This window comes from Pseudarthrobacter sp. NamE5 (genome assembly GCF_005796225.1).
Lineage (GTDB): Bacteria > Actinomycetota > Actinomycetes > Actinomycetales > Micrococcaceae > Arthrobacter.
In genome coordinates, this window is the sequence record NZ_VAHO01000005.1 from 83270 (window position 1) to 109143 (window position 25874).

The 25874-nt window shown below is 64.6% G+C and carries 24 protein-coding genes; 11 read left to right on the forward strand and 13 right to left on the reverse strand.

Annotated elements, in window-relative coordinates:
- Positions 1–30 precede the first annotated feature (30 nt).
- Genes FDW84_RS08235 through FDW84_RS08250 form a run of 4 tightly spaced genes read left to right on the forward strand, consistent with a single transcriptional unit; the run spans position 31 to position 3798 of the window.
- Positions 31–1020 carry an aldo/keto reductase gene (locus FDW84_RS08235; protein WP_138608385.1) on the forward strand — a complete coding sequence of 330 codons (990 nt, stop codon included), beginning with the start codon at positions 31–33 and terminating at the stop codon, positions 1018–1020.
- A 48-nt stretch (positions 1021–1068) separates the two neighbouring features.
- Complete coding sequence (locus tag FDW84_RS08240; protein WP_138608387.1) at positions 1069–1845, forward strand: HpcH/HpaI aldolase family protein; 777 nt, start codon at positions 1069–1071, stop codon at positions 1843–1845.
- A 5-nt stretch (positions 1846–1850) separates the two neighbouring features.
- Positions 1851–3110: a sialidase family protein gene (locus FDW84_RS08245; protein ID WP_138608389.1), complete on the forward strand. Its 1260-nt coding sequence runs from the start codon at positions 1851–1853 to the stop codon at positions 3108–3110.
- Positions 3103–3798 carry an SDR family NAD(P)-dependent oxidoreductase gene (locus FDW84_RS08250; protein ID WP_138608391.1) on the forward strand — a complete coding sequence of 232 codons (696 nt, stop codon included), beginning with the start codon at positions 3103–3105 and terminating at the stop codon, positions 3796–3798. Before FDW84_RS08245 ends, FDW84_RS08250 begins: the two co-directional genes overlap by 8 nt.
- A gap of 232 nt (positions 3799–4030) precedes the next feature.
- Here FDW84_RS08250 and FDW84_RS08255 read toward each other — a convergent pair whose 3' ends face one another.
- Both FDW84_RS08255 and FDW84_RS08260 read right to left on the reverse strand, forming a co-directional pair.
- Positions 4031–4804 (reverse strand): SDR family NAD(P)-dependent oxidoreductase, encoded by a 774-nt coding sequence (locus FDW84_RS08255; RefSeq protein ID WP_138608393.1) that lies wholly within the window; start codon positions 4802–4804, stop codon positions 4031–4033.
- Positions 4801–5535, reverse strand: coding sequence for a FadR/GntR family transcriptional regulator (locus tag FDW84_RS08260; RefSeq protein WP_371419149.1), 735 nt, complete (start codon positions 5533–5535; stop codon positions 4801–4803). Before FDW84_RS08260 ends, FDW84_RS08255 begins: the two co-directional genes overlap by 4 nt.
- 147 nt (positions 5536–5682) lie before the next feature.
- Here FDW84_RS08260 and FDW84_RS08265 point away from each other — a divergent pair, with 147 nt between their 5' ends.
- Positions 5683–7176, forward strand: a complete 1494-nt coding sequence (locus tag FDW84_RS08265) for a GntP family permease (RefSeq protein ID WP_171046722.1) — start codon at positions 5683–5685, stop codon at positions 7174–7176.
- A gap of 171 nt (positions 7177–7347) precedes the next feature.
- Here FDW84_RS08265 and FDW84_RS19695 read toward each other — a convergent pair whose 3' ends face one another.
- The gene (locus FDW84_RS19695; protein WP_240721437.1) at positions 7348–7518 is read right to left on the reverse strand and encodes a hypothetical protein; all 171 of its coding nucleotides are present in this window, start codon (positions 7516–7518) and stop codon (positions 7348–7350) included.
- Here FDW84_RS19695 and FDW84_RS08275 point away from each other — a divergent pair.
- Positions 7511–8476 carry a metallophosphoesterase family protein gene (locus FDW84_RS08275; protein ID WP_240721438.1) on the forward strand — a complete coding sequence of 322 codons (966 nt, stop codon included), beginning with the start codon at positions 7511–7513 and terminating at the stop codon, positions 8474–8476. The genes FDW84_RS19695 and FDW84_RS08275 overlap by 8 nt on opposite strands.
- A gap of 32 nt (positions 8477–8508) precedes the next feature.
- Here FDW84_RS08275 and FDW84_RS08280 read toward each other — a convergent pair whose 3' ends face one another.
- The 7 genes from FDW84_RS08280 to FDW84_RS08310 all read right to left on the reverse strand — a co-directional run bounded on the left by FDW84_RS08280 (position 8509) and on the right by FDW84_RS08310 (position 16778).
- A complete protein-coding gene (locus tag FDW84_RS08280) occupies positions 8509–9807 on the reverse strand; it encodes a CBM96 family carbohydrate-binding protein (protein ID WP_240721439.1) in 1299 nt (432 codons plus the stop codon).
- A 245-nt stretch (positions 9808–10052) separates the two neighbouring features.
- Complete coding sequence (locus FDW84_RS08285; RefSeq protein ID WP_138608399.1) at positions 10053–11495, reverse strand: SLC13 family permease; 1443 nt, start codon at positions 11493–11495, stop codon at positions 10053–10055.
- 16 nt (positions 11496–11511) lie between these two features.
- Complete coding sequence (locus FDW84_RS08290; RefSeq protein WP_138608401.1) at positions 11512–11775, reverse strand: hypothetical protein; 264 nt, start codon at positions 11773–11775, stop codon at positions 11512–11514.
- Between the two features lie 219 nt (positions 11776–11994).
- On the reverse strand, positions 11995–12378 hold the full coding sequence (locus tag FDW84_RS08295; protein ID WP_138608403.1) for a universal stress protein: 384 nt from the start codon (positions 12376–12378) through the stop codon (positions 11995–11997).
- 81 nt (positions 12379–12459) lie between these two features.
- Positions 12460–14430 (reverse strand): tripartite tricarboxylate transporter permease, encoded by a 1971-nt coding sequence (locus FDW84_RS08300; RefSeq protein WP_138608405.1) that lies wholly within the window; start codon positions 14428–14430, stop codon positions 12460–12462.
- Positions 14431–14438: 8 nt separating this feature from the next.
- Positions 14439–15632, reverse strand: coding sequence for a type 2 periplasmic-binding domain-containing protein (locus FDW84_RS08305; RefSeq protein WP_138608407.1), 1194 nt, complete (start codon positions 15630–15632; stop codon positions 14439–14441).
- 66 nt (positions 15633–15698) lie between these two features.
- Positions 15699–16778 (reverse strand): PrpF domain-containing protein, encoded by a 1080-nt coding sequence (locus tag FDW84_RS08310; protein ID WP_138608409.1) that lies wholly within the window; start codon positions 16776–16778, stop codon positions 15699–15701.
- 278 nt (positions 16779–17056) lie between these two features.
- Between FDW84_RS08310 and FDW84_RS08315 the strand changes: the two genes are divergently transcribed.
- On the forward strand, positions 17057–17971 hold the full coding sequence (locus FDW84_RS08315; RefSeq protein ID WP_138608411.1) for a LysR family transcriptional regulator: 915 nt from the start codon (positions 17057–17059) through the stop codon (positions 17969–17971).
- A gap of 55 nt (positions 17972–18026) precedes the next feature.
- On the opposite strand, the gene FDW84_RS08320 is transcribed toward FDW84_RS08315, so the two are convergent.
- Positions 18027–18386: a hypothetical protein gene (locus FDW84_RS08320; protein WP_138608413.1), complete on the reverse strand. Its 360-nt coding sequence runs from the start codon at positions 18384–18386 to the stop codon at positions 18027–18029.
- A 377-nt stretch (positions 18387–18763) separates the two neighbouring features.
- Between FDW84_RS08320 and FDW84_RS19700 the strand changes: the two genes are divergently transcribed.
- The 3 genes from FDW84_RS19700 to FDW84_RS08345 all read left to right on the forward strand — a co-directional run bounded on the left by FDW84_RS19700 (position 18764) and on the right by FDW84_RS08345 (position 21793).
- Positions 18764–18955: a nucleoside hydrolase gene (locus FDW84_RS19700; protein WP_240721440.1), complete on the forward strand. Its 192-nt coding sequence runs from the start codon at positions 18764–18766 to the stop codon at positions 18953–18955.
- Positions 18956–19217: 262 nt separating this feature from the next.
- On the forward strand, positions 19218–20471 hold the full coding sequence (locus FDW84_RS08335; RefSeq protein ID WP_138608415.1) for a S8 family peptidase: 1254 nt from the start codon (positions 19218–19220) through the stop codon (positions 20469–20471).
- A 362-nt stretch (positions 20472–20833) separates the two neighbouring features.
- Positions 20834–21793, forward strand: coding sequence for a metallophosphoesterase family protein (locus FDW84_RS08345; RefSeq protein ID WP_240721449.1), 960 nt, complete (start codon positions 20834–20836; stop codon positions 21791–21793).
- A gap of 171 nt (positions 21794–21964) precedes the next feature.
- On the opposite strand, the gene FDW84_RS08350 is transcribed toward FDW84_RS08345, so the two are convergent.
- On the reverse strand, positions 21965–23506 hold the full coding sequence (locus FDW84_RS08350; RefSeq protein ID WP_138608419.1) for an alanine/glycine:cation symporter family protein: 1542 nt from the start codon (positions 23504–23506) through the stop codon (positions 21965–21967).
- 271 nt (positions 23507–23777) lie between these two features.
- Here FDW84_RS08350 and FDW84_RS08355 point away from each other — a divergent pair, with 271 nt between their 5' ends.
- Positions 23778–25046: a S8 family serine peptidase gene (locus FDW84_RS08355; RefSeq protein WP_138608420.1), complete on the forward strand. Its 1269-nt coding sequence runs from the start codon at positions 23778–23780 to the stop codon at positions 25044–25046.
- Positions 25047–25409: 363 nt separating this feature from the next.
- Here FDW84_RS08355 and FDW84_RS08360 read toward each other — a convergent pair whose 3' ends face one another.
- On the reverse strand, positions 25410–25859 hold the full coding sequence (locus FDW84_RS08360) for a DUF4383 domain-containing protein (protein WP_138608422.1): 450 nt from the start codon (positions 25857–25859) through the stop codon (positions 25410–25412).
- Positions 25860–25874 lie beyond the last annotated feature (15 nt).

Genomic DNA, 25874 nt, shown 5'->3' on the forward strand with positions numbered 1-25874 from the left:
CCAACGAACGCAACCACGAGGAATCAACGCATGAGCACTCAGCCCGAAGGCGCCCAGGTGGACGGCCTGAAACTTCCCATCTCCCGGCTGGTCCTGGGAACCATGACCTTCGGTGACACCGTCGACGAAGCCACCGCAGGCCGGATGGTGGAGGAGGCGCTCGCCGCCGGCATCACCACCATCGACACCGCCAACGCCTACGTGGGCGGGGTCACCGAGGAGATGCTCGCGCGGCTCCTGAAGGGAAAGCGCGACGGCGTCATCCTGGCTTCCAAGGCCGGCATGCCCCACGCAGACACCGGCTCCAATTCGCCGCTTTCGCCCGCCGGGCTGCGTGCCAGCGTTGAGGGGAGCCTGCGCCGGCTCGGCGTGGACAGCATCGACCTGTTCTACCTGCACCAGCCGGACCGGGCGACGCCCCTGGCCTCGACGCTTTCGACCGTGGCCGAACTGGTTGCGGAGGGAAAGATCGGCGCGCTGGGTGTGTCCAACTTCGCCGCCTGGCAGATCGCCGACGTGATCCACACGGCGCGGGAAGTCGGGGCGCCGCAGCCCGTCGTCGCGCAGCAGCTCTACAACCTGGTGGCCCGCCGGCTGGAGGAGGAATACCTCGAGTTCGCCGCCACCCATAACGTGCACACAATGGTCTACAACCCGCTGGGCGGCGGCCTGCTCACCGGCAAGCACAGTTTCGACGCCAAGCCCACCGAGGGCCGCTACGGCGATTCCAAGCTCGCCGCCATGTACACGCAGCGGTACTGGGACAAGCAGCTGTTCGACGCGATCGGCGAGCTCTCCCGCATCGCTTCGGACGCCGGGATTTCCCTGGCCGAGTTGTCCCTGCGCTGGCTCGCCTACCGGCAGGGCGTGGGGTCCATGCTGCTGGGCGGGTCCAAGGTGGAACAGCTCCGCGCCAACATCGCCGCCGTCGCCAACGGACCGCTGCCAACCGACGTCGGGGACACCTGCGACGCCGTGGGCACCTCGCTGCGCGGCCCAATGCCCGCCTACAACCGCTGACACTTGCCTTACTGAACCCTTGCTGAACCGACTGACTGAAGGACTCTGATGACCTCCGAACTGGCCACCGAATTCGCCCGCAAGATCCGCGCCCGTGAGCAGGCGGTGGGCTACTGGGCAGTGCTGGACGCGCCCGTGGCCACCGAGCGCATCGGCCGGCTCGGCTATGACTACGTGACCCTGGACGCGCAGCACGGCCTGCTCGGCTACTCGGGCGTGCTCAACGGGCTGATGGCCATCGACGCCGGGCACACCGCCGTCGGCCTGGTCCGGGTGGAAGCAAACGACTTCACCGCCATCGGCAAGGCACTCGACGCCGGCGCAGTGGGCGTCATCGTCCCGCTCATCAACAATGCCGAGGACGCCGCCGCAGCCGTGGCCGCCGCCAAGTACCCGCCGATGGGCGGTCGCTCCTACGGTCCGATGCGCTCGGCGCTGCGGATCGGGCCGAAGCCCGCCGACGCCAACGGCACCACGCTGGTGCTGGCTATGATCGAGACGCCGGAGGGGCTGGCCAACGTCAAGGAAATCTGCGCCACCCCGGGCCTGGACGCGATCTACGTGGGACCCTCGGACCTCACCATCGCCGTGGGCGGGGCGTTCCCTGGTGACCCGCAGGTTGAGGCCGAGTTCAACGCCGCGCTGGAGGCCATCGCCGAGGCCGCAGCCTCCGCGGGCATCGCCGCCGGCATCCACACCGCCGCCGGTTCCGTTGCAGCGCAGCGGCTCGCCCAGGGCTACACCTTCGCCACCATCGCTTCCGATCTGACGCACCTGGAACAGATCGCCAAGTCACACCTCGACGCTGCCACCAAGAAGGACTAATTCTTATGCAGAACACCACCACCGACGCCTACAGCACCATCACCCCGGACGGACAGGTGAAGCGGGCCGACGGCGCCGACTATGCCTACCTGCCGGCCCCCACGGTGCAGAGCCACGCCGCTAACCTGCTCACCCTGCCCGACGGCCGCCTCGGCTGCGTCTGGTTCGGCGGCACCCAGGAAGGCGTGCCGGACATCTCCATCTGGTTCTCCGCCCTTGAACCCGGCAGCAGCCAGTGGTCCGAACCGCAGCAGCTCTCTGATGATTCGACGAGGTCAGAGCAGAACCCGATCCTGTTCACCGCCCCCGACGGCCTGCTCTGGCTGCTGTACACCGCGCAGAAGGCGGGCAACCAGGACACCGCCGAGGTCCGCCGTCGTATTTCCACGGACAGCGGCCGCACCTGGGGCGAGGTGGAGACGCTGTTCCCCGCCAACGAGACCGGCGGTGTGTTCGTCCGCCAGCTGCCGGTGGTGCTGCCGTCCGGCCGCCTGATCGTGCCGATCTTCCGCTGCATCACCGTGCCGGGGGAGAAGTGGGTGGGCAACAGCGACGACAGCGCCGTGATGATCTCCGACGACGCCGGCGCCACCTGGAGCGAGCACGTCCTGCCCGGAAGCGTGGGCTGCGTCCACATGAACATCCAGCCCGTGGCCCACGGCTCTCTGCTGGCCCTGTTCCGCAGCCGCTGGGCCGACTCAATCTACGAATCCCGCTCCACCGACGACGGCTCCACCTGGAGCGAGCCCGTCCCCACCGAGCTGCCCAACAACAACTCATCCATCCAGTTCACCGCGCTCGCGGACGGCCGCCTGGCCCTGGTGTACAACCACAGCCGGGCACAGGAGAACACCGAGCGGCGGCTGTCCCTCTACGACGAAATTGACGACGACGGCCTGGCCGAGGAGCAGGGCCAGCTGGCCGAGCCGGATGCTGCCGCCGTTGCCGATGACGGCTCCCGGAAGGCGTTCTGGGGCACACCGCGCTCGCCGATGACGCTGGCCATCTCCGAGGACTCCGGCCGCTCGTGGCCCATCCGCCGGAACCTGGATGTGGGGGACGGGTACTGCCTGTCCAACAACTCCCGCGACGGGCTCAACCGCGAATACTCCTACCCGTCCATCCACCAGGGCCCGGACGGTTCCCTAAACATCGCTTACACGTACTTCCGCCAGGCCATCAAGTTCGTCCGGGTTGACCCGCAGTGGGCGTACGAGGGCACCGAGACGCCGGGCGGCCTGGAAGACGGCTCCATCAATGACTGATACGGCTGACGGCGCACAGAAGCACGCGGTTGTTACCGGCACGAGCTCGGGAATCGGCAAGGCGATAGCCCAGCACCTGCTCGCCGACGGGTGGGCCGTGACCGGGCTTAGCCGCACCGAATCAGCGCTGGACGGGAAGTTCGAGTGGCTGCAGGCTGACCTGTCCGAGCCCGAGTCTTTGGCTGACGCTGTGGCCGGGCTGCAGCCGGCCGATGCCCTGGTGCACGCCGCAGGCTTCCAGCGGACCGCGCACCTGGGGGATCTGGAGCCCGCCGCCCTGGCGGGTATGTTTGCGGTGCACGTGGCGGCGGCGTCCGTGCTGGCCAATGCTTTGGTGCCGTCCATGCCCGACGGCGGCCGGATCGTCCTGGTGGGCAGCCGCACCTCCACGGGGTCGCCGGGCAAGAGCCACTATGCCGCGACCAAGGCGGCGCTGATGGGGCTCGGTCGGACCTGGGCGCAGGAACTGGCGCCGCGCGGGATCACAGTGAACGTGCTCTCCCCGGGTCCCACGGACACCCCGATGCTGAACGACCCCGGTCGCGCCGCCACCCCAGTACGCATGCCGGCCCTGGGAGCCCTTGTGGACCCGGAGGACGTGGCAGCCCTCGCCGCATTCCTCCTGGGCCCGCACGGCAAGTCGATCACAGGCCAGAACTACGTGATCTGCGGCGGCGCCTCCCTCTAGCCCCTAACTCCCCAAACACAAACCCCGGGACGCTCTCTCACTTAACGTCGGTTTTCCGGTGACGCTCTCTCACCTAACGCGGGTTTTTTGGCGACGCTCTATCACTTAACGCCGGTTTTGGCGTGACGCTCTCTCACGGACGGTGCGGCCAGCAGACATGCCGGCCGCACCGCCGTCGTACTTTTGCGGAGGGATCGGATCGCCGCGGAAGCCGGGCGATCCCGAAACCGCTTTAGGAAACCTGCAGTCCGCCGTTGATGTCGTACGTTGCGGCGGTGATGAAGCCGGCGTCCTCACCCATGAGGAAAGTCATAAGAGCTGCCATTTCTTTCACTGTTCCAACCCGGCCGACCATGATGTCCTTGGACATCTCCTTCTTCCGCTCTTCCGTCAGGGTGCCGCCCATGATGTCCGTGTCAACGGGCCCCGGCGCGATGCAGTTGACAGTGATCCCGTGTTCGCCCATTTCCCGTGCCAGCGCCCGGGTGAACCCGATGATGCCGGCCTTGGCCGAGCTGTACGCGACCTTGGAGTAGGTGCCGCCGCCACGCTGGGCGGAGATGGACGAAATGCTGACAACCCGGCCAAGTTTCCGGTCAATCATGCCCCCAAGTACGCGCTGGGTCACCAGGAATGTCCCGGTCATGTTGATCGCGAAGACCCGCTCCCAGCCTTCCTTGGTTTCTTCCATGAAGGGCCGCGGTGAACTGATGCCGGCGATGTTTGCCAGGGCAACGATGGGAGGCAGTTCGGCTTCCACCCTGCCGATGGCAGCATCAATGGACTCCTCATCCGATACATCCGTCTGAAGGCCCAGAGCCTGCACCCCGTGCTTGTCCCCGATCTCCTTGGCAGCCACAGCCGCGGCTTCACCGTCGATGTCCAAAATGGCGATGTTCCATCCTTCACGGGCCAGCCGGTCTGCTGTTGCGCGTCCGATGCCGCGTTCTGAAGCTGCGCCGGTCAGAACGGCGGTGCGTGCTGCGGGGAAAGTGGTCTCGGTCATGCTGTTTCAACTCCTGTGTTGGATTTCCGTGCTTTGATAAACCGCGCGTAGTCGTCGTAGGTCTGGTTGATGTGCTCGTCCATGGCTTTGCGGGCCTCTTCCGGATTACCCGTGGCGATCGCCGCCAGGACCAGCCGGTGGTGCTCCAGGGCATGGCGCTGGACCTCCGGGAACGCTGATGTTTCCCGGCGCGTGGTGTAGAGCAGGTGGCCCAGCTGGCCCAGCAGCGCCGGGAGGAACGGATTCGCCGAGGCCCTGAACACCACGTTGTGGAAGGCCAGGTCCGCCAGGGTCACGGCGTCCAGGTCGCCGGCCTCGTGGGCCGCCTCCAAGTCCGAAATCGCCTTTTCCATGGCCGCAAAATGCTGAGGCGTGGCATGGCGGGCCGCCAATTCGGCAGCCCCCGTTTCCATGATGCGGCGGACCTCGAGAAGCTTCAGCGCTGCCTCGTCATTCCCGGTGCCGCGGGCTGCTGCACGGAGGATGGCTTCCAGCCCTGTCCACTCGTCGGGGGGATTCACAAAGGTACCCAGGCCACGCCGCACCGTCACGATGTTCTGGGCCTGCAGTGTCTTCAGTGCCTCGCGCACCGTCAGCCGGCTTACATCGGCAGTCTTTGCCAGCTCTGCCTCCGCGGGCAGTGACGCCTGCGGCGGGATGTCTCCGGAGAGAATGCGCTCCAGCAAATCCACGAACACAGAATCCGCAAGTGTCTGGCGGCCCACCGGCATTTCTCCTCCCTTGGCTTGTCAGATGTCTTATGTCCCGCTAGTGTGGCACTCGTCACTCGATGGAGTCAATTCCAAAAAAGCACTGACACCCTTCGAGGAGCAGCCGGGCAACGCGCCCGGGCTCTTGTCCCCAAGGAGTACATCAACGTGGATATACAACTACTGCTTGCGCTGGTATTGGGCATCGCGACCATTGTCGTGCTCGTCCTTCGCACCCGGCTCGACGCATTCGTCGCTTTGCTCATTGCCGCCCTGGTGACAGGCCTCGTGGCTGGCCAAAGCCCCCTCGACATCGTCAAAGCAATCACCACAGGCTTCGGCAACACCCTTGCCTCGATCGGCATCGTTATCGGCCTGGGCGTGGCCATCGGCAAGATCCTGGAAGTGTCCGGCGCCGCCAACGCGCTGGCCCTCGCCTTCCTCCGGCTCTTTGGCAAGGGCAGGGAACCCTGGGCGATGGGTACCGTCGGTGCCCTGGTGTCCATCCCGGTCTTCTGCGACTCCGGCTACGTGATCATGAACCCGCTGGCCCGGTCCATCGCACGGGTTAAGCGCGCCGGCTACGTGACGCTGGCCCTGGCGCTCGGGGTTGGCATGACCCTGACGCACCACCTGGTGCCGCCGACGCCCGGTCCGCTGGCCGTGACCGGTTTGCTTGGCACGGACCTGGGCGCGGTCATCCTCACGGGCCTGGTGTTCACCGTGCTCCTCCTCCCCATTGCCGTGGGCTACGCCAAGTGGATGGGACCCAAGCTCGAAAACTCCATCACTGAGGAGGTCCGCGAAGCGGTTTACGGCCGTGCTGCCTTGGTGGGCGCCGGTGAAGGACCCCACCACGGGGGCACGGGAACCGCCGCCGACGACGACGCCGACGACCCCGCGCAGAGGGACCTTCCCGCCGATCCCCAGCTGGACCTGGGCACCCCGCCCGAGGGAGCCAAGCCGCACCGGGTCGGGGCGTTCCTCGCCTCCCTGCCCCTCGTGGTCCCGCTGCTGCTGATCGTGCTGAACACCGTGACGGGCGCCATCGACCAGAACGCGCAGGGAGTCGTCGGCGGCGAATACGTGCCGTCCGCCTGGGTTGTTCCTTTCGCCTTCATCGGCAACCCGGTGATCGCCCTGATCATCGGCGTACTGCTTGCCGTCTACGTGCTGCTGCCGCGGTGGACTCCCCGGGGCAGGGTTCAGCACTGGTTTGCCGAAGCAGCTGCTTCCGCAGGCCTCATCCTGCTGATCACCGGCGCAGGCGGCGCCTTGGGACAGGTGCTCCGGAGCTCGGGAGTCGGCGACGCACTGGCTGAAGCCATTGCTGCCACCGCCCTGCCGGCCTTCCTGGTGCCCTTCCTCGTGGCAACCCTGGTACGGCTGGCCCAGGGCTCCGGCACCGTGGCCATGATCACCGCCGCCTCCGTCACAGCTCCGCTGGTGGGCACCTTAGGCATCGACCCGCTGGTGGCCGCCATGGCCTGCACCGCCGGGTCCATGATCCTGAGCTACTTCAATGACTCCTACTTCTGGGTGGTTACCCGGTTCACCGGGCTGGAAGGCACCGCAGCGCTTCGCGGCTGGTCGGGCATCACCACGGCTGTGTGGGCGGGGTCCATCCCGCTGTTGTTTATCCTCAACCTTGTCATGGGGTAGATCCCTTCATGCCAAAAGTGCCCCGGAGTCCAGCATTCCGGGGCACGTTGCCGTCACCAGGGCCTTTGGACTCTGGCCGGGCTCCGGACTGGCATGCAGAGTGGAGCCGACCGCATCAGGACAGGGAAAGAAGGCACAATGCCCCGTAGCTCTGTTAGCACTGGCGCCGCCTCAGGCATCGGCAAGGCGACCAAAGAGCTGCTCGAGCAGCGGGGTGAACGTGCGATTGGGGTGGGTCTCCGGCATGTCGACGGCGGCAGCGACGTTGTCCTCCAGCGGGGACTCCGTCTGGTGAACGGTAATGAGTAAGCGTCCTCTGACAGCCTTCCGGAGCGTGGCCACAATTGCCGCAGTCCTTTCAACCGTCTCTGTGGCGGGCTGCACCGGCGATCCCGAGCCGCCCGAGTCCGCATCCCCTGCGCGTGATGTCCGGATCGCCGCCGTTGGCGACATGAACGGCGTCAAGACCTCTTCAACTGACAGCCCGTCGGGCCGGAACGCTGAAGCCATCACCGAGCTCGTGGAGAACGACGAGATTGACGCGTTCCTGGGGCTCGGGGACTTCCAGTACGACACCGCGTACTGCGAGGACTACGTGGAGTACTGGACGCCGCTGTGGGGCGGCACGATGCCCAAGTTGTACTGGGTGACCGGCCGCAACCACGACTGGGAACCCGGCCGCAACGAAGACTTGGACAACTTCATGAATGGCCAATGCCGGGGGTCGCGAAAGAAGGCCGCGATCAACCAGGAGCGCGGGTTCATCAGGAACGGGGAACCGTACTCGAAGGACTTTGGGAACTGGCACTTCGCGTTCCTGTCCTCCGCGCACTGGGAGTACAACCCCGGGCGGGCACAGGAGCTGACGACGTGGCTGGACGAGGACCTCGCCGCTGCCAAGGCCGCTGGCAAGCACCTGGCAGTGGTACATCACGAGCCATACTTCACGTCGAACACCGATGAACATGAGCGCGCGGCCGACCACAAGCCATGGATCGATGTGATGTGGAAGCACCGGGTCCGTCTGACCCTGTCCGGGTCGCAGCACAACTATGAACGGTCATGTCCGGTGAGCAACGACGACGAGTGCGTACCTGACGGGATCACCGCTTTCCAGGTTTCCACCGGAGGCATAGGCCTCCGCCCCTTCACCAGCAGTCCGCCGTACATCGTGAAGCGGTTCAGCGATACTCACGGGTTCCTCAAGCTGACACTGCGGCCCGACGGGTCCTTCGACTGGAACTTCGTTCCGACCACCGGCTCGAGCACAGACTCAGGCACACGGCCTGCCCCGGAGTAGCCGCCGGAGGTGCAGACTCAGCACTCGGACATTCAACCCGCCGCGTACACCCGGACCCAATCCACCCGCATCTCGCCGGCGCCGTCGGCAGTGCTGTCAGGGAACCAGTCCAGTTGTAAGGTCTGGTGCATCGGACCGGGAGGCTGATGCGTGGGGTCGAGGTCCTCAAACCACTTCACGCCATCGACGTAGCCCACAATACCGCGGGATGACCAGTCGACCGCGTAGTTGTGAAACTGAGTGACGTCCAGAGGCCTGGACGCCCACGTCTGCAGGTTCGAGCATCCATAGTGGTGGAAAAACTTGATGACGTTCCAGTCGCCGGTCGTCTCGGCGTAGTCCACCTCGCCGTCACAGGGCCAATTTTCACTATCGGGCCACAGGATGGACACCATGTGGTATTCGTTATCGCCGGACCCGGCGGCCCGGACTTCCCACCGGCCGTATTTCTGGTTTGCAAACTTGGCGCCCATTCCGGCAGTAGTGCCATCCGCCGTTCCGGTTATGACCATGCTGGAACCGTTCACGGTGACCTGCTGGGGACTCCGGATACCGTTGCCGGCGTGGCCGGGGCTGTTGTAAACATTCCACTTCGTGGCATCGGGCGCGCCGGAATAATTGAACTCGTCGCCGGCTACGCGCGCGCCCCACCCATGGACTACGGCTGCCTCGCTGGAAGTTACCGTATCTGGCGCGGTCGTAACCACCAGTCTTGGGCGCAGGGCGGAGTTCGACGATTCCTTTGACCTGAACCCGATCCACTTCTGCGCGTTGCTTTCCAGCTTGAAATTCTGCTCGCCGCCCTTTGCGTTGACGCCCTTGGTGACATCCCATTCAACCCAGGAGCCGGTGGCGAATCCGCCGGCCTTCCCGAGCCACGTCCCGCGTGCCGGTGCGTTATTCCAAGTGACGCCCCGCTCAGTCCAGCCGCCAGACGTAGTGTAGACATCCACGAACTCAGTGGAAGTTGCAGATGCCTCGGCATATGCCCGAAGTTTGGCTGAAACAATATGTTCGCCAGCGGGAACTTGCACGGAGAACCGCAGGAGCGAATTCCGCCAGATAAAGGCACGGCCCTCTGTGGATAAACGGATGCTGGTCCCAAAGTTCGACGTCGCCCTGTCCGCCTGCACGTAGCTGTCCATAACTAAAGAGGTTGTCGCTGCGGCGCTTGCGGTTGTCGGGGTGATGATCGCAAACATCAACAGAATGGACGATGCAACCGCTAAGCATTTACGCCGAAATATCGTGCCGCGTCGGTTTTGCTGGGTTGGCAACGCCTGAATGCTCGTGGCCTTCATGTTCATCGCTGTTTCTACTAGGAATTTCATGTATCCGGCTGCTCGAGCCGGCGTCGACCCAGAAACAACGACGGCCACATGCGAGCTATCTCAAAGCGTAGACCTGGACGAAAAGCGTGAGCAATTGATCCCATATACCCAAGTTTTTTGGGACTAGTGAAACACCTATACCTAATCCGTGGCATGGGTGATAGCCCCTTTACGGATTGCCGGCACCCAAGCTGGCCGCCCGCCGTCGTACGTTCCCCCAATCCTTGCGGGATAAGAGGGGAGACCTACATGATGCCCGTGGGAACCAGCAGTGCCCAGGCCAGAATCGGGGCGGCCAGGACAATGGCCCCGGCGTAGATCATCAGCTGCCGGTAGACGCGCTGCCGGTCGTCTTCCGGCGCGTTGGCCACCACCAGGGCGCCGTCGGTGGAGAACGGGGAAACGTCGACGACGGTCGCGGCGATGGCGAGGGCGGCTACGGTTCCGGAGGCGCTGAGGCTGCTGGTGGCAAGGAGGGGTCCGGCCAGGGGAATGAAAGCGGTGAGAAGCGCCGTGGAGGACGCGAACGCCGAGCCGATGCCGATGACGTAGCAGAGGACGAGCGCGATGAGCAGCGGAGCCCCGAGGGCAAGGGCCTGCTCGGCGAGTGTGTCGATGACGCCCACATGCTGGAGCAGCGAAACGTAGGTGATCATGCCCGCCACCAGCAGGACCGTGGACCAGGAAATGCCGCCGATGAAGGTCTGGTGCTCTTTGATGTTGATCAGCGCCAGCAGCAGGCCGGCGGACAGTGCAACGAAGCCGATTGGCATGCGGAAGCCCAGGGTGCAGACGAGCATCACCAGAATCAGCACCAGGGTGAGGATCTGCTGGCCGCGGGGGCGGGTGGTCTTCGAGGTATCCAGGTCAATGGCCTGCCCGGTACCACCCTCGTGCAGCCGCCCCACCAGGGCGAACACGGCGATGGTGAGGACGGACAGGATGAGGTTGACGGCGAAGCTGGCGACGAAGAGCCCGCCCTGGGAAATGGGAAAACCGTTCTCCTCGGCGATGTCGTGCACCAGCACCCCGGCCACGGACAACGGGGAGAAACCACCGGCGTGGGCGCCGTTGATGATGAAGGCGCCCATCACCACGGGGTGGATGCGGGATTCGTAGGCGAAGCCGATGGCAGCCGGGGCGAGGAGCGCGACGGCGGCGGGCGAGAAGGTGCCCAGCGACGTCAGTGCGGCGGCCAGCAGGAAGAACACCCAGGGCAGCACCATGGTCTTGCCCCTGACCAGGCGGACACAGGTCTGGACGATGACGTCGATGGTGCCGTTCCGCTGGGCCATGCTGAAGAAGTAGGTAACCCCGATGATGGTCAGCACGATGCTGGCGGGGAAGTCTGCGAGGATCTCGCGGTCGGTCATTCCGAGCATGAAGTAGCCGACGCCGAAGGATGCCACCAGGCCCATGACGCCGATGTTCAGCGGCCACTTCGTGGCGATAATGAACATCAGGACGAGGATCACGAGCGGGATGATCTGGGTGGCAGTCAAGGTCGGCTCCGAGGTTGTGGCGGCCGCCGGGTTGAAGAGGCTCCCTCCCAGCACGAGGGCGGCCAGACTCAGAATCACAAAAGCAGCCGCAACAATGAGTAGGATACGGCGGCGCGGATTGCGCAGGGGAGATTGCTGCGTGGACCCGGCCTCGGGGGCCGCGGTGCGTTGCGCTGTTTTAGTCATGGTTCTCCTCAGGGGTTCAGGTGGTGGCGCCGGTTTTCGGGCGCCGGTAAACCGTGACGCCGTCGCTGCGCAGGAAGAGGGCACGGCCGTTACCGGTGTCCCGGTGGATCCAGAGCATGCTGCCGTCAAGTGCGAGGATGTCGACGCGACCGGTGGCAATCGTTTTGCCCTGCTGCTGGATTTCGATCTGGTCCGCTTTGGACAACGTGCACCAGTTCGGAACCGGTTCGGGGCGGGCAGGCTTCCTGGCTGAACCCGGATGGATCTGGCGGGTAAACATGTTTGTTCCTTTGACTGCTTAAACGGATGTTGGGAAGGAGGCAGGGGACGTTGGGTTCCCCTGCCTCCTTCTTCTGCGTGGCCCTTTCCCGCGCCCGTCCTTCGGGGTTCCTGTTGCGATGGAATGCGGGGTTTCGGACACGCCTGCCGGCGATGGCCGGCAGCCACAGCGGGGACCAGGGCAGATCCAATCCCGCTGGGTGGCTGGTGGGCCGGAGGGCTAGTTGAGCCGGTCCGGGCGGACTGCGAGGACCGGGCAGGTGGCGTCCAGCAGGATGCGCTGCACGGTGCTGCCCAGGATGAGTTTTCCCACCATGGAGCGGTGTCGCAGGCCGACGACGATCATGTCCACGTTCCGGTCCTGCGCTATTTGAGTCACCGCGTCTCCGGGGTCCGCAAGGATGGAGGACTCGATGGCCAGTTCGCGCCCGGCGGCCCGAAGCTGGTCTTCAATGTCCTGCATTTCGGCTGGCTCCAGGCCGTGGTGGCCGCGGCCGACGTTCACGATCAGGAGGTCCGAGGTCCGAAGGACTGCCTCGGTGATGCCCTGGGCCAGGGCTTCGCGGCCCTCGGGAGAGGGGACGTAGGCGACGAGAACCGTCATGGCGTTGCTTCTTTCCTTTAAATCCGGTGGGTGCGGTGGTTCCGGTGTTTTCGGTGGTTTTCGGGGCAGGCCGCGGATCGCCTAGACAAGGGTGTTCAGCCAGCCCTGCGGCAAATCGATGGGCAGCAGCGACGGGAGCGCCAGGAGCACGATGTACAGCGCGGCGGTGTAGATGATGGCCACCTTGAGCCGGGCCCTGGCGACGATGAGCAGGAACGCCGGGATAAAGACCGTCACGGCGATCAGGTAGCCGAATGCCGCGGTAAGGGCGAGGAAGGCTGTCATCCACAGGAACGTCTTCATCGCGAAGCCGGCATCGAGCGTCCATCCGGTGGAGGCTGTCCTGGCCCGGACACGTGTCCGGATCTCGGTGAAGAGCAGGATGCCGGAGAACACCAGTCCACCGATGCTTACGAGCTGGGGCACCAGGCGGGCCTCGGGGGAGAACGACGCGGAGGAGATCAGCGCCGCGGCAAAAGCGACGGCGAAGATTCCGGCGGCGGTGAGGGACCATACGGAGTTCTTCAGCGGGCTCTCGTCGTCTTCCGGGCGCTCGTTGCGGTGCCCGTCGTCGAGGTTGGTGTTCCGGCGGGCGCGAATGAATTTGATGAAGGCCCAGAGGATCGGCAGGACCAGGATCGCCAGGAAGACCAGTACGCCGGGGCGGGCCATCCAGTCCAGCCCGTTGTAAAGGCTGTCCGTGAGGAAGTAGTAGCGCTCCAGCGGGATGGCCAGGACGAAGCCGATCAGGAACGGGGCCCGGGGGAACCCTGTGGACTTCAGGAGCCAGCCGAAGACGCCCAGGATGATCATGACCCAGAGGTCCCCGAGCTGGCCGCCTTCCTGGAAGGAGCCGAGCAGCATCACGGCGACGAGGCCTGCGGCCAGGACGGCGAAGGGAACCTTGGTGAGCTTGGCGAGCTGCTTGACGCTGAGGAAGCAGAACAGGGCGCCCAGGATCGAAGCGATCGCGAAGGACCACACGATCAGGTACATCAGGTCCAGGTGTTCGGTGATGATCGAGGGGCCCGGCTGGATGCCGTAGGTGAGCAGCATGCCCAGGAGCATCGCCGAGGGGACACCGCCGGGGATGCCGAACAGGAGGGTGGGGATGAGGTCGCCGGCTTCCACGGAGTTGTTGGCGCTTTCGGGGCCCACGATGCCGCGGGGGTCGCCCTTGCCGAACTTGCGCTTGTCCTTGGCGGTGGCCACTGCCTGTCCATAGGCCAGCCAGGTTCCGGCGGTAGCGCCGACTCCGGGCAGGACGCCTGCCCAGATGCCGATGAGTGCGCCGCGGATCACCTGGGTCCAGTGGGACAGCCATTCGCGGATGCCCTGGCCCCAGCCGCCGCCGAGCGTGATGTTCTCCTTTTGGCCGCGCCGCTGGCTGGCGCGGGAGGCGATTTCGGCCAGGCCGAAGATGCCCAGCGCCACGGCAACGAGTGAGAGGCCGTCGCCGAGGAACAGGCTGCCGAAGGTGAATCGTTCTTCAGCAGTGGTGGGGGAGGTGCCTACCATGCCGAGGACCAGGCCGAGCAGGCCCGCAGAAACGCCCTTGATGATGTTGCCGCGGGAGAGGACGGCGGCAAGGGCGACGCCGAGGACTGTCAGCATGAACAGTTCGGGGCTTGCGAAGGACAGCACCAGGGGGCGGGCCAGCGGGATGGCGAGCGTCAGGCCGATGGCACCGATGATGCCGCCGGCCATGGAGGACAGGAAGGCAAGGGTCAGGGCCCTGGCGGCTTTTCCCTGTTTAGCCATGGCGTAGCCATCCAGCATTGTCACGCTCGCTGAGGCTGAACCGGGAGCGCCGAGCAGGACGGCCGAGACCGTGTCTGAGGTATGGACGACGGCGAGGGCCCCGATGAGGAGAGCCAGGGCCTGGGGCGGTTCCATGCCGAAGGTGATCGGCAGCAGGATGGCGACGGCGCCGGTGCCGCCGAGGCCGGGGATGAGGCCCATGACCAGTCCGGCAACGGTGCCGATCAGGAGCATGAGGAGCAGGGACGGGTCAGCGAGTGATGCCAGCGCTGCCATAGCGGAGTCAAGCATGATGGTCCTTATTCAACGTGGATGTTGTACTTGCTCTCGAGCAGTTCCTTCACGTAGGACCTGACGGAGCTGCTGACGGTGTAGGCGTCCCGGACACGGTCGGCCATGTCGGCGTCCGCTACAAGGGGGTAGCCGCCGAGGACTTTGGCGGCTTTGGTCTGGAATTCCTTGTCAGCGCCGAGCTTTTCGCTTGATTCACGCAGCAGCGTCACGGCTTTGTCGGCCGTCTCCTGCGGGACCCAGAGGCCTTTCTGGTAGGTGTAAGTGAGCCCGAGCAGCGTCTTGTAGGCCTCGAACTTCTCGCCGGACGGTTTCTTGCCGTGCAGTTGCTCGTAGGCCTCTGCAACAGTGGGGACCTCGGGGAAGTTCGGGTCCCGGACCACCTCCCCGGAGCCGTCAAGCTGCCCGAAGGACATCAGGACGGTGGCCTTGCCCTCCTTCGCAATGCCCTCGACGGCGGAGCCGTAGGCGGAGGTGGTCTGGTAGTCCAGGTCGATTTCGCCGCGCTGGAGTGCCAGGTTGACCGGGCCGCGCCCTTCGAAGCCGAAGGTGGACGTGACGTCGGCCTCGAGCAGGTCGAAAGCAACGAGTGTGGTGATGTCCAGGCCGGTGGCGCTGATCCCGCCGAATTCGAGCGGCTTGTCCCTGTTTACGAGGTCACCGATTCCGTTGACGCCGGCTTCGGTGCGGGCGTAGATGACCCCGCCGGTGCCGTTGACCACCACCGGTTTCAGGTCCTCGAACGAGTACTTCACCGCGGAGCGACCCAGGACCCACGGAACCACAGTGGAGGCGGTTCCCACGAGAATTTCCGTTCCGTCGGTTGTGGCGGAGCGGGCGAACTTGTTGGTGCCCGAGATGCCCTCGCCGCCGGGTTCGTTGACTGGAGCGAAACCGGGACGGCCGGGAATGTAGTTGGTCAGTTCGGTGCCGATGAAGCGCGCCCAAGTGTCGGTGCCGCCGCCTGAGGCCAGGGGAATCAGGAATTCAAGGGTTTCACCGCTGAAGTTCCCGTCTTCGGTGCTGGACGGCGGATTGAGGAGCCCTTCGCCCAATACGGTGGTTGCCAGGCCCAGGACGGCGAAGGAAGCGACTGCTCCCAGCACGGTCCGGCGGCTGTGTTGCGGCGGCTCAGGCAATTCGGAAGCCGCTGTGTCGTCCAAGCCCAGGGGAGGTTCCAGGGCAGATTTTTGACTCGTCATTGAGGTGTCCTTCGTTGGTGCCGTCCTGTGAACAGGCTCACGGAAGCGGCATGGTTTGGGGTGGCGCTACCAGACGTCCGGCAGCAGGAGTTCTGCGTCGGCCAGCCGCCGCGCGCTTCGCAGGGCGCCGACAACCGGGGTTCCGTCCCGGGTCTCGGACCAGGTCTGGACCAGGCCCGCCGGCGTCCGCAGGTTCACTCCGGAGGCAGCGTCGCCGGTGATCAGGTCCGCCACCACCGTTCCCTCGTGCTGGGCGGCCATGGTCAGGGCAACACTGCCGGTGATGGCCAGGGCGGGGTGCAGCCGGCCCATGGAGAGCATCCGGACCACCACATCGGCGTCGTCGTCGTCATCCGCTTTGGCCACCAGGGCCAGCTTGGGGATGGCACGTTCGGCGTCCGCCCGGCTTCTGGCCAGGCCCATCCGAACGGCGGCGTCCCTGCGGACATCATCAAGGTGCACCAGCAGGTCTGCCCGGCTGTCGATCTCCGCAGCCGTTTCGTGCCCGGTCAGGCCAACAGCTTCAGCCTCAAGGACGATTACCGGCGCGCCGGCGTCGATCAGGGTGGCGGGCACCTGGCGCCCGTCGAAGGCCACCTTGTCCATGGGGTCCCCCGTGGGGAAGAGCTTCCCCGTGGTCTTGCCGGCGGGGTCGAAAAAGCCCATACCGACCGCCAGTCCGGGGAAGGGAACGCCGGGGATCATCTGGTCCCCGGAGTCAGGCAGCGCGCCGCCGAGAGTGGCGACCTTCTGCAGGATGAGCTGGTCGGTGTTGGTGTTCAACGCCCGCACGGCCGTGCTTTCCTGGCCGGTGGCCACCCAGCCACGCTGGATGGCATAGGGCGCGACGACGGCTGAACAGTTACCGCAGTTGCTGCCCCAGTCCACGCGCTGTTCCTCGATGCCCACCTGGGCGAAGGTGTAATCCACGTCCGCTTCGTCCGTGATGGAGCGGGAAAGAATGACGGCCTTGCTGGTGGTGGAAGTACCACCGCCGACACCGTCGATCTGCCGGTTGTCCGGGCTGCCGAACAGCCGCAGGAGAACCTCATCGACGGTTTTTCCGGGGACCTGCAGGCTGTCCCATTCGAAGACCCAGCACTTGCTGGTTCCTCCACGCATCCACGTGGCGGGGATCTTTATCATGATTGCTTCAACACCTTTCCCGGGGGCCTCTTTGGGGGTGGTTGGCCGTCTCGGATAACCCAGTGTGATGCCGGTCCCAGATGAATTACAAACGCTAAAATATGCAGGTCTATGCACTATTACTTCAAACGTACAGGCGCGTATGGGGTAGGAACGGTGGTCCGAGGGGAGGAAGCGCAGAGTTTCGCTTACAAAACGTCGCGTGATCGCTCGATTGTTGAAGCGAATGCATAGAATTGGGAGGGGGGATTAAGGAAAGCTTCAAGGAGGCAAGGGCTGTGCTGAACGTCAGAAGGCTGGAACTGCTGCTGGATGTGGTGGAACTGGGTTCGATCACGGCCGCGGCGGACAAGCACGTCTATTCACCCTCGGGTGTTTCCCAGCAGCTACGAAGGCTCGAGGCTGAAGTGGGGCAGCCACTGCTGCAGCGAACGGCCCGCGGGATGGTACCCACCGATGCCGGGCATGTCCTCACGGCCCACACGCGCAGAATCCTCCGCCAGATGGCAGCGGCGGAAGCGGACCTGGCCGAGATTGCAGGGCTGAACCGGGGGAGCCTGACCATGGGGACTTTTCCGACCCTCGGCGGATCATTCCTCCCGCTGGTGATCAGCAGATTCAAGGCCCAGTACCCGGCCATAGACCTGCACGTGCGCAGCAGCCGCTTTAACGATCTGCTCGAAATGCTGGAAAGCGGGCAGGTGGGGATGTCCCTGCTCTGGGACTACGAGTGGAACCGGATCAGCCCCGACAATTTCGCCCTCACCACGGTCTTCGAGGATGCCACAGCCCTGATCGTAGGCAAGGACCACAGGCTTGCCCGCCGCAAGCAGGTGGATATGGCTGATTTGGCCAACGAGGAGTGGATAGTCCGGGAAGAGGAACACCCGGTCGTCGAGGTGCTGCACCGCAGCGCCCGGGCTGCAGGATTTTCGCCCCGTATCTCATTCCACGCCAATGACTACCAGGAAGCCCAGGCCATGGTCAGTGTTGGTTTGGGTGTCGCCCTGGCCCCGCGGACCGCTGTGGTGAACAAGCATCCGGGCGTCAGCATCGTATCCCTGGGTTCCAGTGCACCCTCCCGCCGGGTGTTGCTGGCGCACCGGCATGACAGGGTCAGGGCTGCCGCTGAAATCGCGTTCCAAACTACGCTGCTGGAGGTCGCGAAAGAGAGCAGCGCCGACTTCCGGTGACACGCGCCAGCGGCGCGGTGGGCACCCAAGCCGGCCGCCCGCCGTCGTTGTTTGGCTACCCGCGGGAGTCCAGGGCGTCGAACTGCTCCTGCCAAAGGGACAGCTCGCGGGCCTTGTAGAGCCTGTGCGAGGGGGTCCATTTGGGCCAGATATCGGGTCCGGCCTGGGTTGGCGGGGCAACAGGGGCGGGGACTCGGGGAACGCTTCGCGCGGCGGGTGCCGGAGGTACGTTCCGTCGGGGGCCCACCGCAGGCGCGACCGGCGGCTTCTGCCGGCCCGACCGCTGGTTGGGCAGGGGTTTCAGGTCCAACACCCAAAGAATCAGGTTGCCCGCCGCCCAGATGATGCCGCTCAAAACCAAGACGGCGATAAGGAAGGCAATCCACAGCAGAATTCCGATTGCGGAGAAAAACACCACCATGATCCATTTTAGGGACCTGACCCTCGTTTAGAGGAGGCCTGAAAACTCTGCCTGCACCCCCTGATGGGGCCCATTTAAAGCTATTTGTACCTCCAGCGTGACGACCCACAGCAGCACGTCCTCGCCCGGCGCGTACCAGTCCCGCTCCGGCGCCCGGCGGAAACCCAGCGACTCGTAAAGGCTGTGGGCGCGTTCCATGAACGTTGCACTGGTGATGCTGATTGCTTTTAGGCCGGCCAGCTGCCGGGCGTGCTCCGATCTCCCGCACCACGGCGCGGCCCACGCCGCCGCCCTGCTAAGCCGGGACAGGCGCGTATTTACCCCGGTTTCTTGCGGGTGCTGGGCATCAGGCCGCTGACCAACATGCCGAGGTGCTCCGGCTGGGGCCTTCCCTGCCATCTTTGGCGGAGTCGGTGACGGGGATGGGTGGGGCGGCCCTGGCTCCAGGGAACATCACGCCCGTGGCCGAGGCGAACATCTGGCACGACCCCGAGGCCGCCGCCCGGGTGCTGACCGCAGACTGGGACGTGACCCTGGTGCCGCTGCTGTTATTCCGGCGCTAGCACCCGTGGTGCGCGCCGCCGTCGAACGTCCTCCGAACCCGGCCGCGGGCAGACCGTGTGCGACCTGCGCGGGCTGTACGCGGAGTACCCGGAGGTGAAGGGCGCGTGGTGCTCTCGCTCGAAGTTCACCTGGTCGACACTGCTCGGCTACTCCGAAGGCACGACGGCAGCGCTCGCCTCGGCGGTTCGGTCACCCGCGTAACAGCAGGGGGATTTGCGGTCGGGGCTATCCACCCGGCGCGGGTTGGAGCAAGATGACGCCATGAAGAAGACGTTTATGGTTGGTTGTGCAGCCGCATTAATGGCGTTTGGCTCGATTAACCCAGCAGTGGCAGGCCATGCCGCGCCGGATCCGTCGCACGTCGCGGGGCAGATCATGGTCAAGTTCCGGGATGCTGGCGCAGCGCCAAACGTGCTGCGCCAGCATGGACTCAGCGAAGGCCGAAGTATCGGCAGCACCGGCGCGCACCTCGTTAAGGTCCCGGCAGGCAAGGAAGTGCAACTCATGGATGCGTTAGGCCGAAACCCGGCAGTCGAATACGCCGAGCCGGACCATTTGGTGACAGCCTCGTCCGATGACGAATACTTCCCCCGGCAGTACGCGCTGCAAAATACCGGTCAATCCTTCACCAATACCGAGGGCACGCTGACGGTAGCCGGCGGCAAGGCGGACGCTGACGTGGACGCGGTGGAAGCGTGGAACGCCACCACCGGGGCAGGCGTCAAGGTTGCCGTACTCGATTCCGGTGTCGCCAACGACAACCCCGACATTCACCCAAAGGTGGCCGCCCATGCGAATTTCACCAACGGGGAAACCGGGGACGACAATTACGGCCACGGCACCCACGTATCCGGCCTCGTTGCCGCCACAGCCAACAACACCCGCGGTGTGGCGGGGACGTGCCCAGGGTGCACGATACTGGACGGCAAAGTCCTGAACGACAGTGGGATCGGATCCAGCTCAGGCGTTGCGGACGCCATCAACTGGGCCATCAACAACGGTGCCAAGGTGATCAACATGAGCCTCGGAGTCCGGGCGTCACGCACCCTGGAAACGGCTGTGAACAACGCATGGAACAAGGGCGCTGTGCTGGTTGCCGCAGCTGGTAACGGCGGCAACCAGACCAAGATTTACCCTGGCGCCTACCCGAACGTCATCGCTGTCGGCGCCACCGACAACAACGACGCCAAAGCCTCATTTTCAACCTATGGAGCCAGTTGGGTGGACGTCGCTGCACCCGGAGCCGATGTCTACTCCACCTTCCCGAACCACACGTTCGTCCTGGGGACACAAAACAAGCGCTCGCAGGGGTATGACGTCGGCAACGGAACCTCAATGTCCTCAGCAATAGTCGCCGCGACTGCCGCGCTTGTCTGGAGTACCAACCCCGCAGCTACACCGACTTCAGTGCGTGCCAAGGTGGAATCAACGGCCGAGAAGATTACCGGCCAGCAGACCTACTGGGCATACGGGCGCGTGAATGCCTGCGACGCTGTCGGTTGTGTGCGCCAGTAAAAACAGCCCGCACCACGACTGGAACTGCTGCATAACCGAGAGGTGCCCGGCCCGGGCCGAGACCAGGCACTTGGCGGGGTAGAAGGGCCGGTTGCCGTTTCCGCACGTACTGGGTGAGGACCAGCACCGGGTCCGACCCCGAGGGCAACGAGTTCTGCCTCCAGGGCAGGCGGCTTGACCCCTGATACAGGAGAGCGCATATCTGAGGTGCGCCGCCCACGCTTGACAGCCGGTCCAGCCCTTTAGGAGTATCAAGGTGCCGGCAGGCATGGCTGTCTCTGGCCAGCCGACCTGCGGTCCTGCTTCTCGAAGGGGGTAATCGGATGCAGTCAGCACTCCTTCGTCTCAGACCTTTCCGCGTGATGTCCGCAGCCGCCGCTGCCCTTCTGGCGGTCTCTGTCGCGGGCTGCACCGGCGATCCCGAGCCACCCGAGACCCCTGCGCCTGATGTCCGGATCGCTGCCGTCGGTGACATGAACCCAGAAGAGAACCTTGACCCTGACAGCCCGGCCGGCCGGAACGCCGCGGCGATCACCGAGCTCGTGGAGAACAACGAGATTGACGCGTTCCTGGGGCTGGGGGACTTCCAGTACGACACTGCGTACTGCGAGGATTACGTGGACTACTGGGCGCCGCTGTGGGGCGGCACGATGCCCAAGTTGTACTGGGTGTCAGCTCCCAACCACGACTGGGAACCCGGCCGCAATGAAGACCTGGACAACTTTATGGACGGCCAGTGTCCGGGGTTTACTGAGAAGGCTGCGATCAACCAGGAACGCGGGTACATCTCGAACGGGGAACCGTACTCGAAGGACTTTGGGAACTGGCACTTCGCATTCCTGTCGTCCGCGCACTGGGAGTACAACAGCAAGCGGGCCCGGGAACTGACGAGGTGGCTGGACAAGGACCTCGCCGCTGCCAAAGCGGCGGGCAAGCACCTGGCGGTGGTGCACCACGAGCCGTACTTCACCTCGAACACGGAGTCCCATGATCGGGCCAGCGACCACAGGCCATGGATCAACGTGATGTGGAAGCACGGGGTCCGTCTGACCCTGTCGGGGTCACAGCACAACTACGAACGGTCATGCCCGGTGAACAACGCCGACCGGTGCGTCCGCGATGGGATGACCGCATTCCAGGTTTCCACGGGAGGCATCGATCTCCGCCCCTTCACCAGCAAACCCCGATATATCGAGGAACGGTTCAGTGACACCCACGGGTTCCTCCGGCTGACGCTGCGCCATGACGGGTCCTTCGACTGGAACTTCGTGGCAACGACCGGTGACGGCACGGACTCGGGGACGCGCTCGGCGTCTGAGTAGCAGCCACGGCCGCAGGTCCACTTCAGGACGCGCAGGCTCTTTTCTTCGCGCCGGGACTGCCACCCTCCATCAACGGGCTCCACTGTTCACTCCCCATAAGCGGAAAACGGCAGTGCGCCGCGCCGGATGAACGGGGCGGCGCACTGGTACAAAGTGATGGTGCTCTGCGTGCTAAACGCGACTAGATTCCTTCTCGAGGTTTGCCTTCTTGTAGGACTCCCAGAAGGTGGCACCTACTATCCCGAGAGGCTGCGGGTCGAAGACGGGGTCAAGGCCGAGCTTCTGCTGCCGCTCAAAGTCCTTCAGCGCCTTGAACGCGGGCTTCTGCAGGATCAGGATGCCCACGATGTTCAGCCAGGCCATCAGCCCAACACCGATGTCGCCCATCACCCATGCATCGGCGGCAGTATTCACGCAACCGTAAGCAGCGGCGACCAGGATGGCCACCTGCAGGGCGATGGTGGTGGCGCGGCCGAGGCTGGTGCGGAGGCCGGGAATCATCTTGGCCGACGAGGTGCCCAGGAGGAAGCGCAGGTTGGTCTCGGCCATGTAGTAGTAGGCGATGACCGTGGTCAGGCAGAAGAAGACGAGTGTGACAGCGATGAAGGCGGCACCGACGCCGGGGAAGACGGAGTCGAATCCGGCCTGCACAAACTGCGGTCCGACGACGGCCGAGGCCGACAGCAGACCGCCTTCGGCGAGGATCTCACCGTCTTCGCTGCCGCCGGAGAAGACGCGGTAGGCGCCGGTGGAGAGGATTAGGAAGCCGGTGGCCGAGCACACGAAGAGCGTGTCGATGTAGACCGCGAATGCCTGGACTAGGCCTTGCTTGGCCGGGTGCGAAACTTCGGCGGCGGCCGCGGCATGCGGGCCGGTTCCCTGGCCGGCCTCGTTCGAGTAGACGCCGCGCTTGACACCCCACATGACGGCCAGGCCGATGATGGCGCCGAGGGCGGAATCCATGCCGAAGGCACTGCGGAAGACGAGCGAGAGAATCTCCGGCAGCTGGGCGGCGTTGATGACGACCACGATCAGGGCGAGGATGATGTAGCCGGCGGCCATGAAGGGCACCACGAAGGCGGCAACACTGGCGATGCGCTTCACACCACCCATCACGACGAGGGCAAGGAGGATAACCGAGCCGACGGCAACAATCCAAGGCTCGATGGTCCATGCGCCGCCGATCGCGGTGGCCATGGAATTGGTTTGGACACCCGGCATGAGAACGCCGCAGGCAAGGACCGTTACGGCCGCGAAGACGTAGCCGTAGACCTTGAAGAAGCCTGCGCCCTTGGTGTGGGCGAAGGCCCGGGAGAAGTAGTAGGCCGGGCCGCCGCGGTACTCGCCCGTCAGCGGGTCGCGGGCCTTATAAATCTGGCCGAGAGTGGACTCGATGAACGACGTGGACGCGCCTAGGAAGGCGACGGCCCACATCCAGAAGAGGGCGCCAGGTCCGCCGAAGGCGATGGCGGTGGCGACGCCGGCGACGTTGCCGGTGCCGACGCGGCCGGACAGGGACATGGCCAGGGCCTGGAACGACGAGACGCCGGAGGCGGACTTCTCACCGTGGACTATCTGTTCGAGCATTCCCTTGACGTGCCGGACCTGCAGGAAGCGGGTACGGACGGAGAAGTAGACACCGGTTGCGAGGCAGAGATAGACGAGCCAGTCGCTCCAAATTACGTCATTGATGGCTGACAAGACATCGCTCATAAGTGTGGGTTCCCTCCATGAAGAGCGTGTGGGTGGTGCGATCCGTGCTGCCCGGAGTGGGTGGACACTGTGGCGCGCGGCACACAAAACTTGTGAAGCTTCTCACACTCGACCAGTAGCAGTCCATTTGAAGCCTGTTTCCTGGCATGCTGTAGGCACTTCGTTTTGCCTGGGGAAGCGGACAGCTCCGGAACGCCCCCCTAACACTCTGAAAAAGTATGTGCCCATTGCCCCTATCCAGCCGGCACCCGCCTGGCGCAAGATGACCCCCATGAAAAAGATCCTTATGGCTGGTTTCGCAGCGGCAACAATGGTGTTGGGCGCTGTCCATTCGGCAGACGTGAGTACTGCAGCACCTGATCCATCTCGCCTCCCGGGGAGCATCCTGGTTAAGTTCCGGGACAATGCTGCGGCGTCCCAGGTCCTGCCGCAGCATGGGCTCAGCCAGGGAGCAAGCATGGGCAGCACAGGCACACAACAGATCAAAGTCCCGGCCGGTAAAGAGCATCAGTACATCGAGGCGTTGAGCCGGAACCCCGCAGTTGAATACGCTGAGCCGGACCAGGTGGTCACGGCCGCCACGCATGACACGTTTTTCCCCCGGCAGTACGCGCTGCATAACGAGGGACAGTCCTTCACCAATACGGCCAACACCCTGACTGTTCCCGGAGGCACCAAGGATGCTGACGTGGACGCCGTCGAAGCATGGGGAGTCACCACCGGCAACGGCATCAAGGTTGCGATCATCGATTCCGGCGTGGCGATCAACCACGAGGACATTTCGGCCAAGGTGGTGGCACGGGAGAACTTCAGTGACACGCCCATCCGTCCCGATCATCCCGAGGATTACGACAAGTACGGCCACGGCACCCATGTGGCCGGCATCGTTGCCGCAGACCACGATGCCGAGGGTGTCGCCGGCGTCTGCCCGGGCTGCACCATCCTTGATGCCAAGGTGCTCAACGACATGGGAACTGCCACCAGTTCCGCCATTGTCAAGGCCATCGAGTGGGCAGTGGACAACGACGCCAAGGTCATCAACATGAGCCTGGGGCAACGCCTTCCCTCCCGGACTCTCGAAGCAGCCGTCCAAAACGCGTGGAAGGAAGGCGTGGTGATTGTGGCCGCAGCCGGAAACTCCGGCACGGAGGACCGGATTTACCCTGCCGCCTATTCGAACGTCATTGCCGTCGCAGCAACCAACAACAAGGACACCAAGGCGCATTTCTCCACCTACGGCGATTGGGTGGATGTTGCCGCTCCCGGTGAGGACGTTTACTCGACCTTCCCCAATCACGAATTCGTCATTGGCACCCAGAACGACCGGTCCATGGGCTATGACATAGCCAGCGGCACCTCGATGGCCTCACCGGTGGTCGCTGCTGTTGCCGCGCTCACCTGGAGCACACCCGCCGGCACCTCCAACAGGTCCGTCCGGGCAAAAGTCGAATCATCAGCGGACGAGATAGAAGGCACCGGCATGTTCTGGGACGAGGGCCGGGTGAACGCCTGCAAAGCGGTCGGCTGCCACCAGCACTAGTAGAGGCCGCAGCCTCAGCCAGGCACCCGCCTGGCTGAGGCTGATGCTTGCAATGGCCCGCCCTCCTGGCGTGGATGTGAGTGGCAACATGACTGGCATTTTCGTCACGGCCGGGAAGCCCTCGGAACCAGTGGTGCTGATGGGGCAGGGACTGGGCTCTCGGCCGGCTCTCGGCCGTAGTGCGTGACCCAAGAACGGGCGTCCTGAAGGCGGCCGCCAACCCGAGGGGCGGCCAGGGCTACGCGGCAGGACGGTAACCGGCGGGACTGGATTATTCGTTAACGGGCGATGGGCCCGGCAGCAGCAGAAGCTGTTGCCAGGCCCATCGACGTCTGCGGATGGAGTCCCGCGCCGGGGCAACCCTTATGCGCGTGCCTTGTGCCCGCGGGTGAGGACCAGCGCCAGAGCGACCATTCCGACGCCGAGCAGCAGGTGCAGGATGTTGTCGTAGCCGTTCAGCGGCACGAAGTTGCCGGCGGAATCCTGGGGGATGACCAGGCCGTAAACGAACAGGACCAGGTAGATAATCCCGCCATAGAGGAGGAACGAGCGGGCGCCCCCTGCTGTCTTGGCAAGGACGATGCCGGCCACCCCGAAGAGCAGGTGAACGATGTTGTGCAGCGCCGAGACCTGGAACAGGCCCAGCAGCATTGCCTCGGAATGGTGGCCGGCGAAGTGCAGCTGGTCAAAGTTGCCGGTGATCCCCGGAATGAAGCCCAGGACGCCTACCAGCAGGAACACTGCGCCGACCGCCATGGACGCCTTCTGGACGTTGGTGCGGGTGGCCATTCCGTTACTTGTGTGTGTTGCCATGGTGATCTCCTGAAT

Excerpts from the sequence above, each read along its gene's own strand:
- FDW84_RS08235 (WP_138608385.1), top strand. The coding sequence starts at position 31 with ATGAGCACTCAGCCCGAAGGCGCCCAGGTGGACGGCCTGAAACTTCCC.
- FDW84_RS08240 (WP_138608387.1), top strand. The coding sequence starts at position 1,069 with ATGACCTCCGAACTGGCCACCGAATTCGCCCGCAAGATCCGCGCCCGT.
- FDW84_RS08245 (WP_138608389.1), top strand. The coding sequence starts at position 1,851 with ATGCAGAACACCACCACCGACGCCTACAGCACCATCACCCCGGACGGA.
- FDW84_RS08250 (WP_138608391.1), top strand. The coding sequence starts at position 3,103 with ATGACTGATACGGCTGACGGCGCACAGAAGCACGCGGTTGTTACCGGC.
- FDW84_RS08255 (WP_138608393.1), bottom strand. The coding sequence starts at position 4,804 with ATGACCGAGACCACTTTCCCCGCAGCACGCACCGCCGTTCTGACCGGC.
- FDW84_RS08260 (WP_371419149.1), bottom strand. The coding sequence starts at position 5,535 with ATGCCGGTGGGCCGCCAGACACTTGCGGATTCTGTGTTCGTGGATTTG.
- FDW84_RS08280 (WP_240721439.1), bottom strand. The coding sequence starts at position 9,807 with ATGAAATTCCTAGTAGAAACAGCGATGAACATGAAGGCCACGAGCATT.
- FDW84_RS08285 (WP_138608399.1), bottom strand. The coding sequence starts at position 11,495 with ATGACTAAAACAGCGCAACGCACCGCGGCCCCCGAGGCCGGGTCCACG.
- FDW84_RS08290 (WP_138608401.1), bottom strand. The coding sequence starts at position 11,775 with ATGTTTACCCGCCAGATCCATCCGGGTTCAGCCAGGAAGCCTGCCCGC.
- FDW84_RS08295 (WP_138608403.1), bottom strand. The coding sequence starts at position 12,378 with ATGACGGTTCTCGTCGCCTACGTCCCCTCTCCCGAGGGCCGCGAAGCC.
- FDW84_RS08300 (WP_138608405.1), bottom strand. The coding sequence starts at position 14,430 with ATGCTTGACTCCGCTATGGCAGCGCTGGCATCACTCGCTGACCCGTCC.
- FDW84_RS08305 (WP_138608407.1), bottom strand. The coding sequence starts at position 15,632 with ATGACGAGTCAAAAATCTGCCCTGGAACCTCCCCTGGGCTTGGACGAC.
- FDW84_RS08310 (WP_138608409.1), bottom strand. The coding sequence starts at position 16,778 with ATGATAAAGATCCCCGCCACGTGGATGCGTGGAGGAACCAGCAAGTGC.
- FDW84_RS08335 (WP_138608415.1), top strand. The coding sequence starts at position 19,218 with ATGAAGAAGACGTTTATGGTTGGTTGTGCAGCCGCATTAATGGCGTTT.
- FDW84_RS08345 (WP_240721449.1), top strand. The coding sequence starts at position 20,834 with ATGTCCGCAGCCGCCGCTGCCCTTCTGGCGGTCTCTGTCGCGGGCTGC.
- FDW84_RS08350 (WP_138608419.1), bottom strand. The coding sequence starts at position 23,506 with ATGAGCGATGTCTTGTCAGCCATCAATGACGTAATTTGGAGCGACTGG.
- FDW84_RS08355 (WP_138608420.1), top strand. The coding sequence starts at position 23,778 with ATGAAAAAGATCCTTATGGCTGGTTTCGCAGCGGCAACAATGGTGTTG.
- FDW84_RS08360 (WP_138608422.1), bottom strand. The coding sequence starts at position 25,859 with ATGGCAACACACACAAGTAACGGAATGGCCACCCGCACCAACGTCCAG.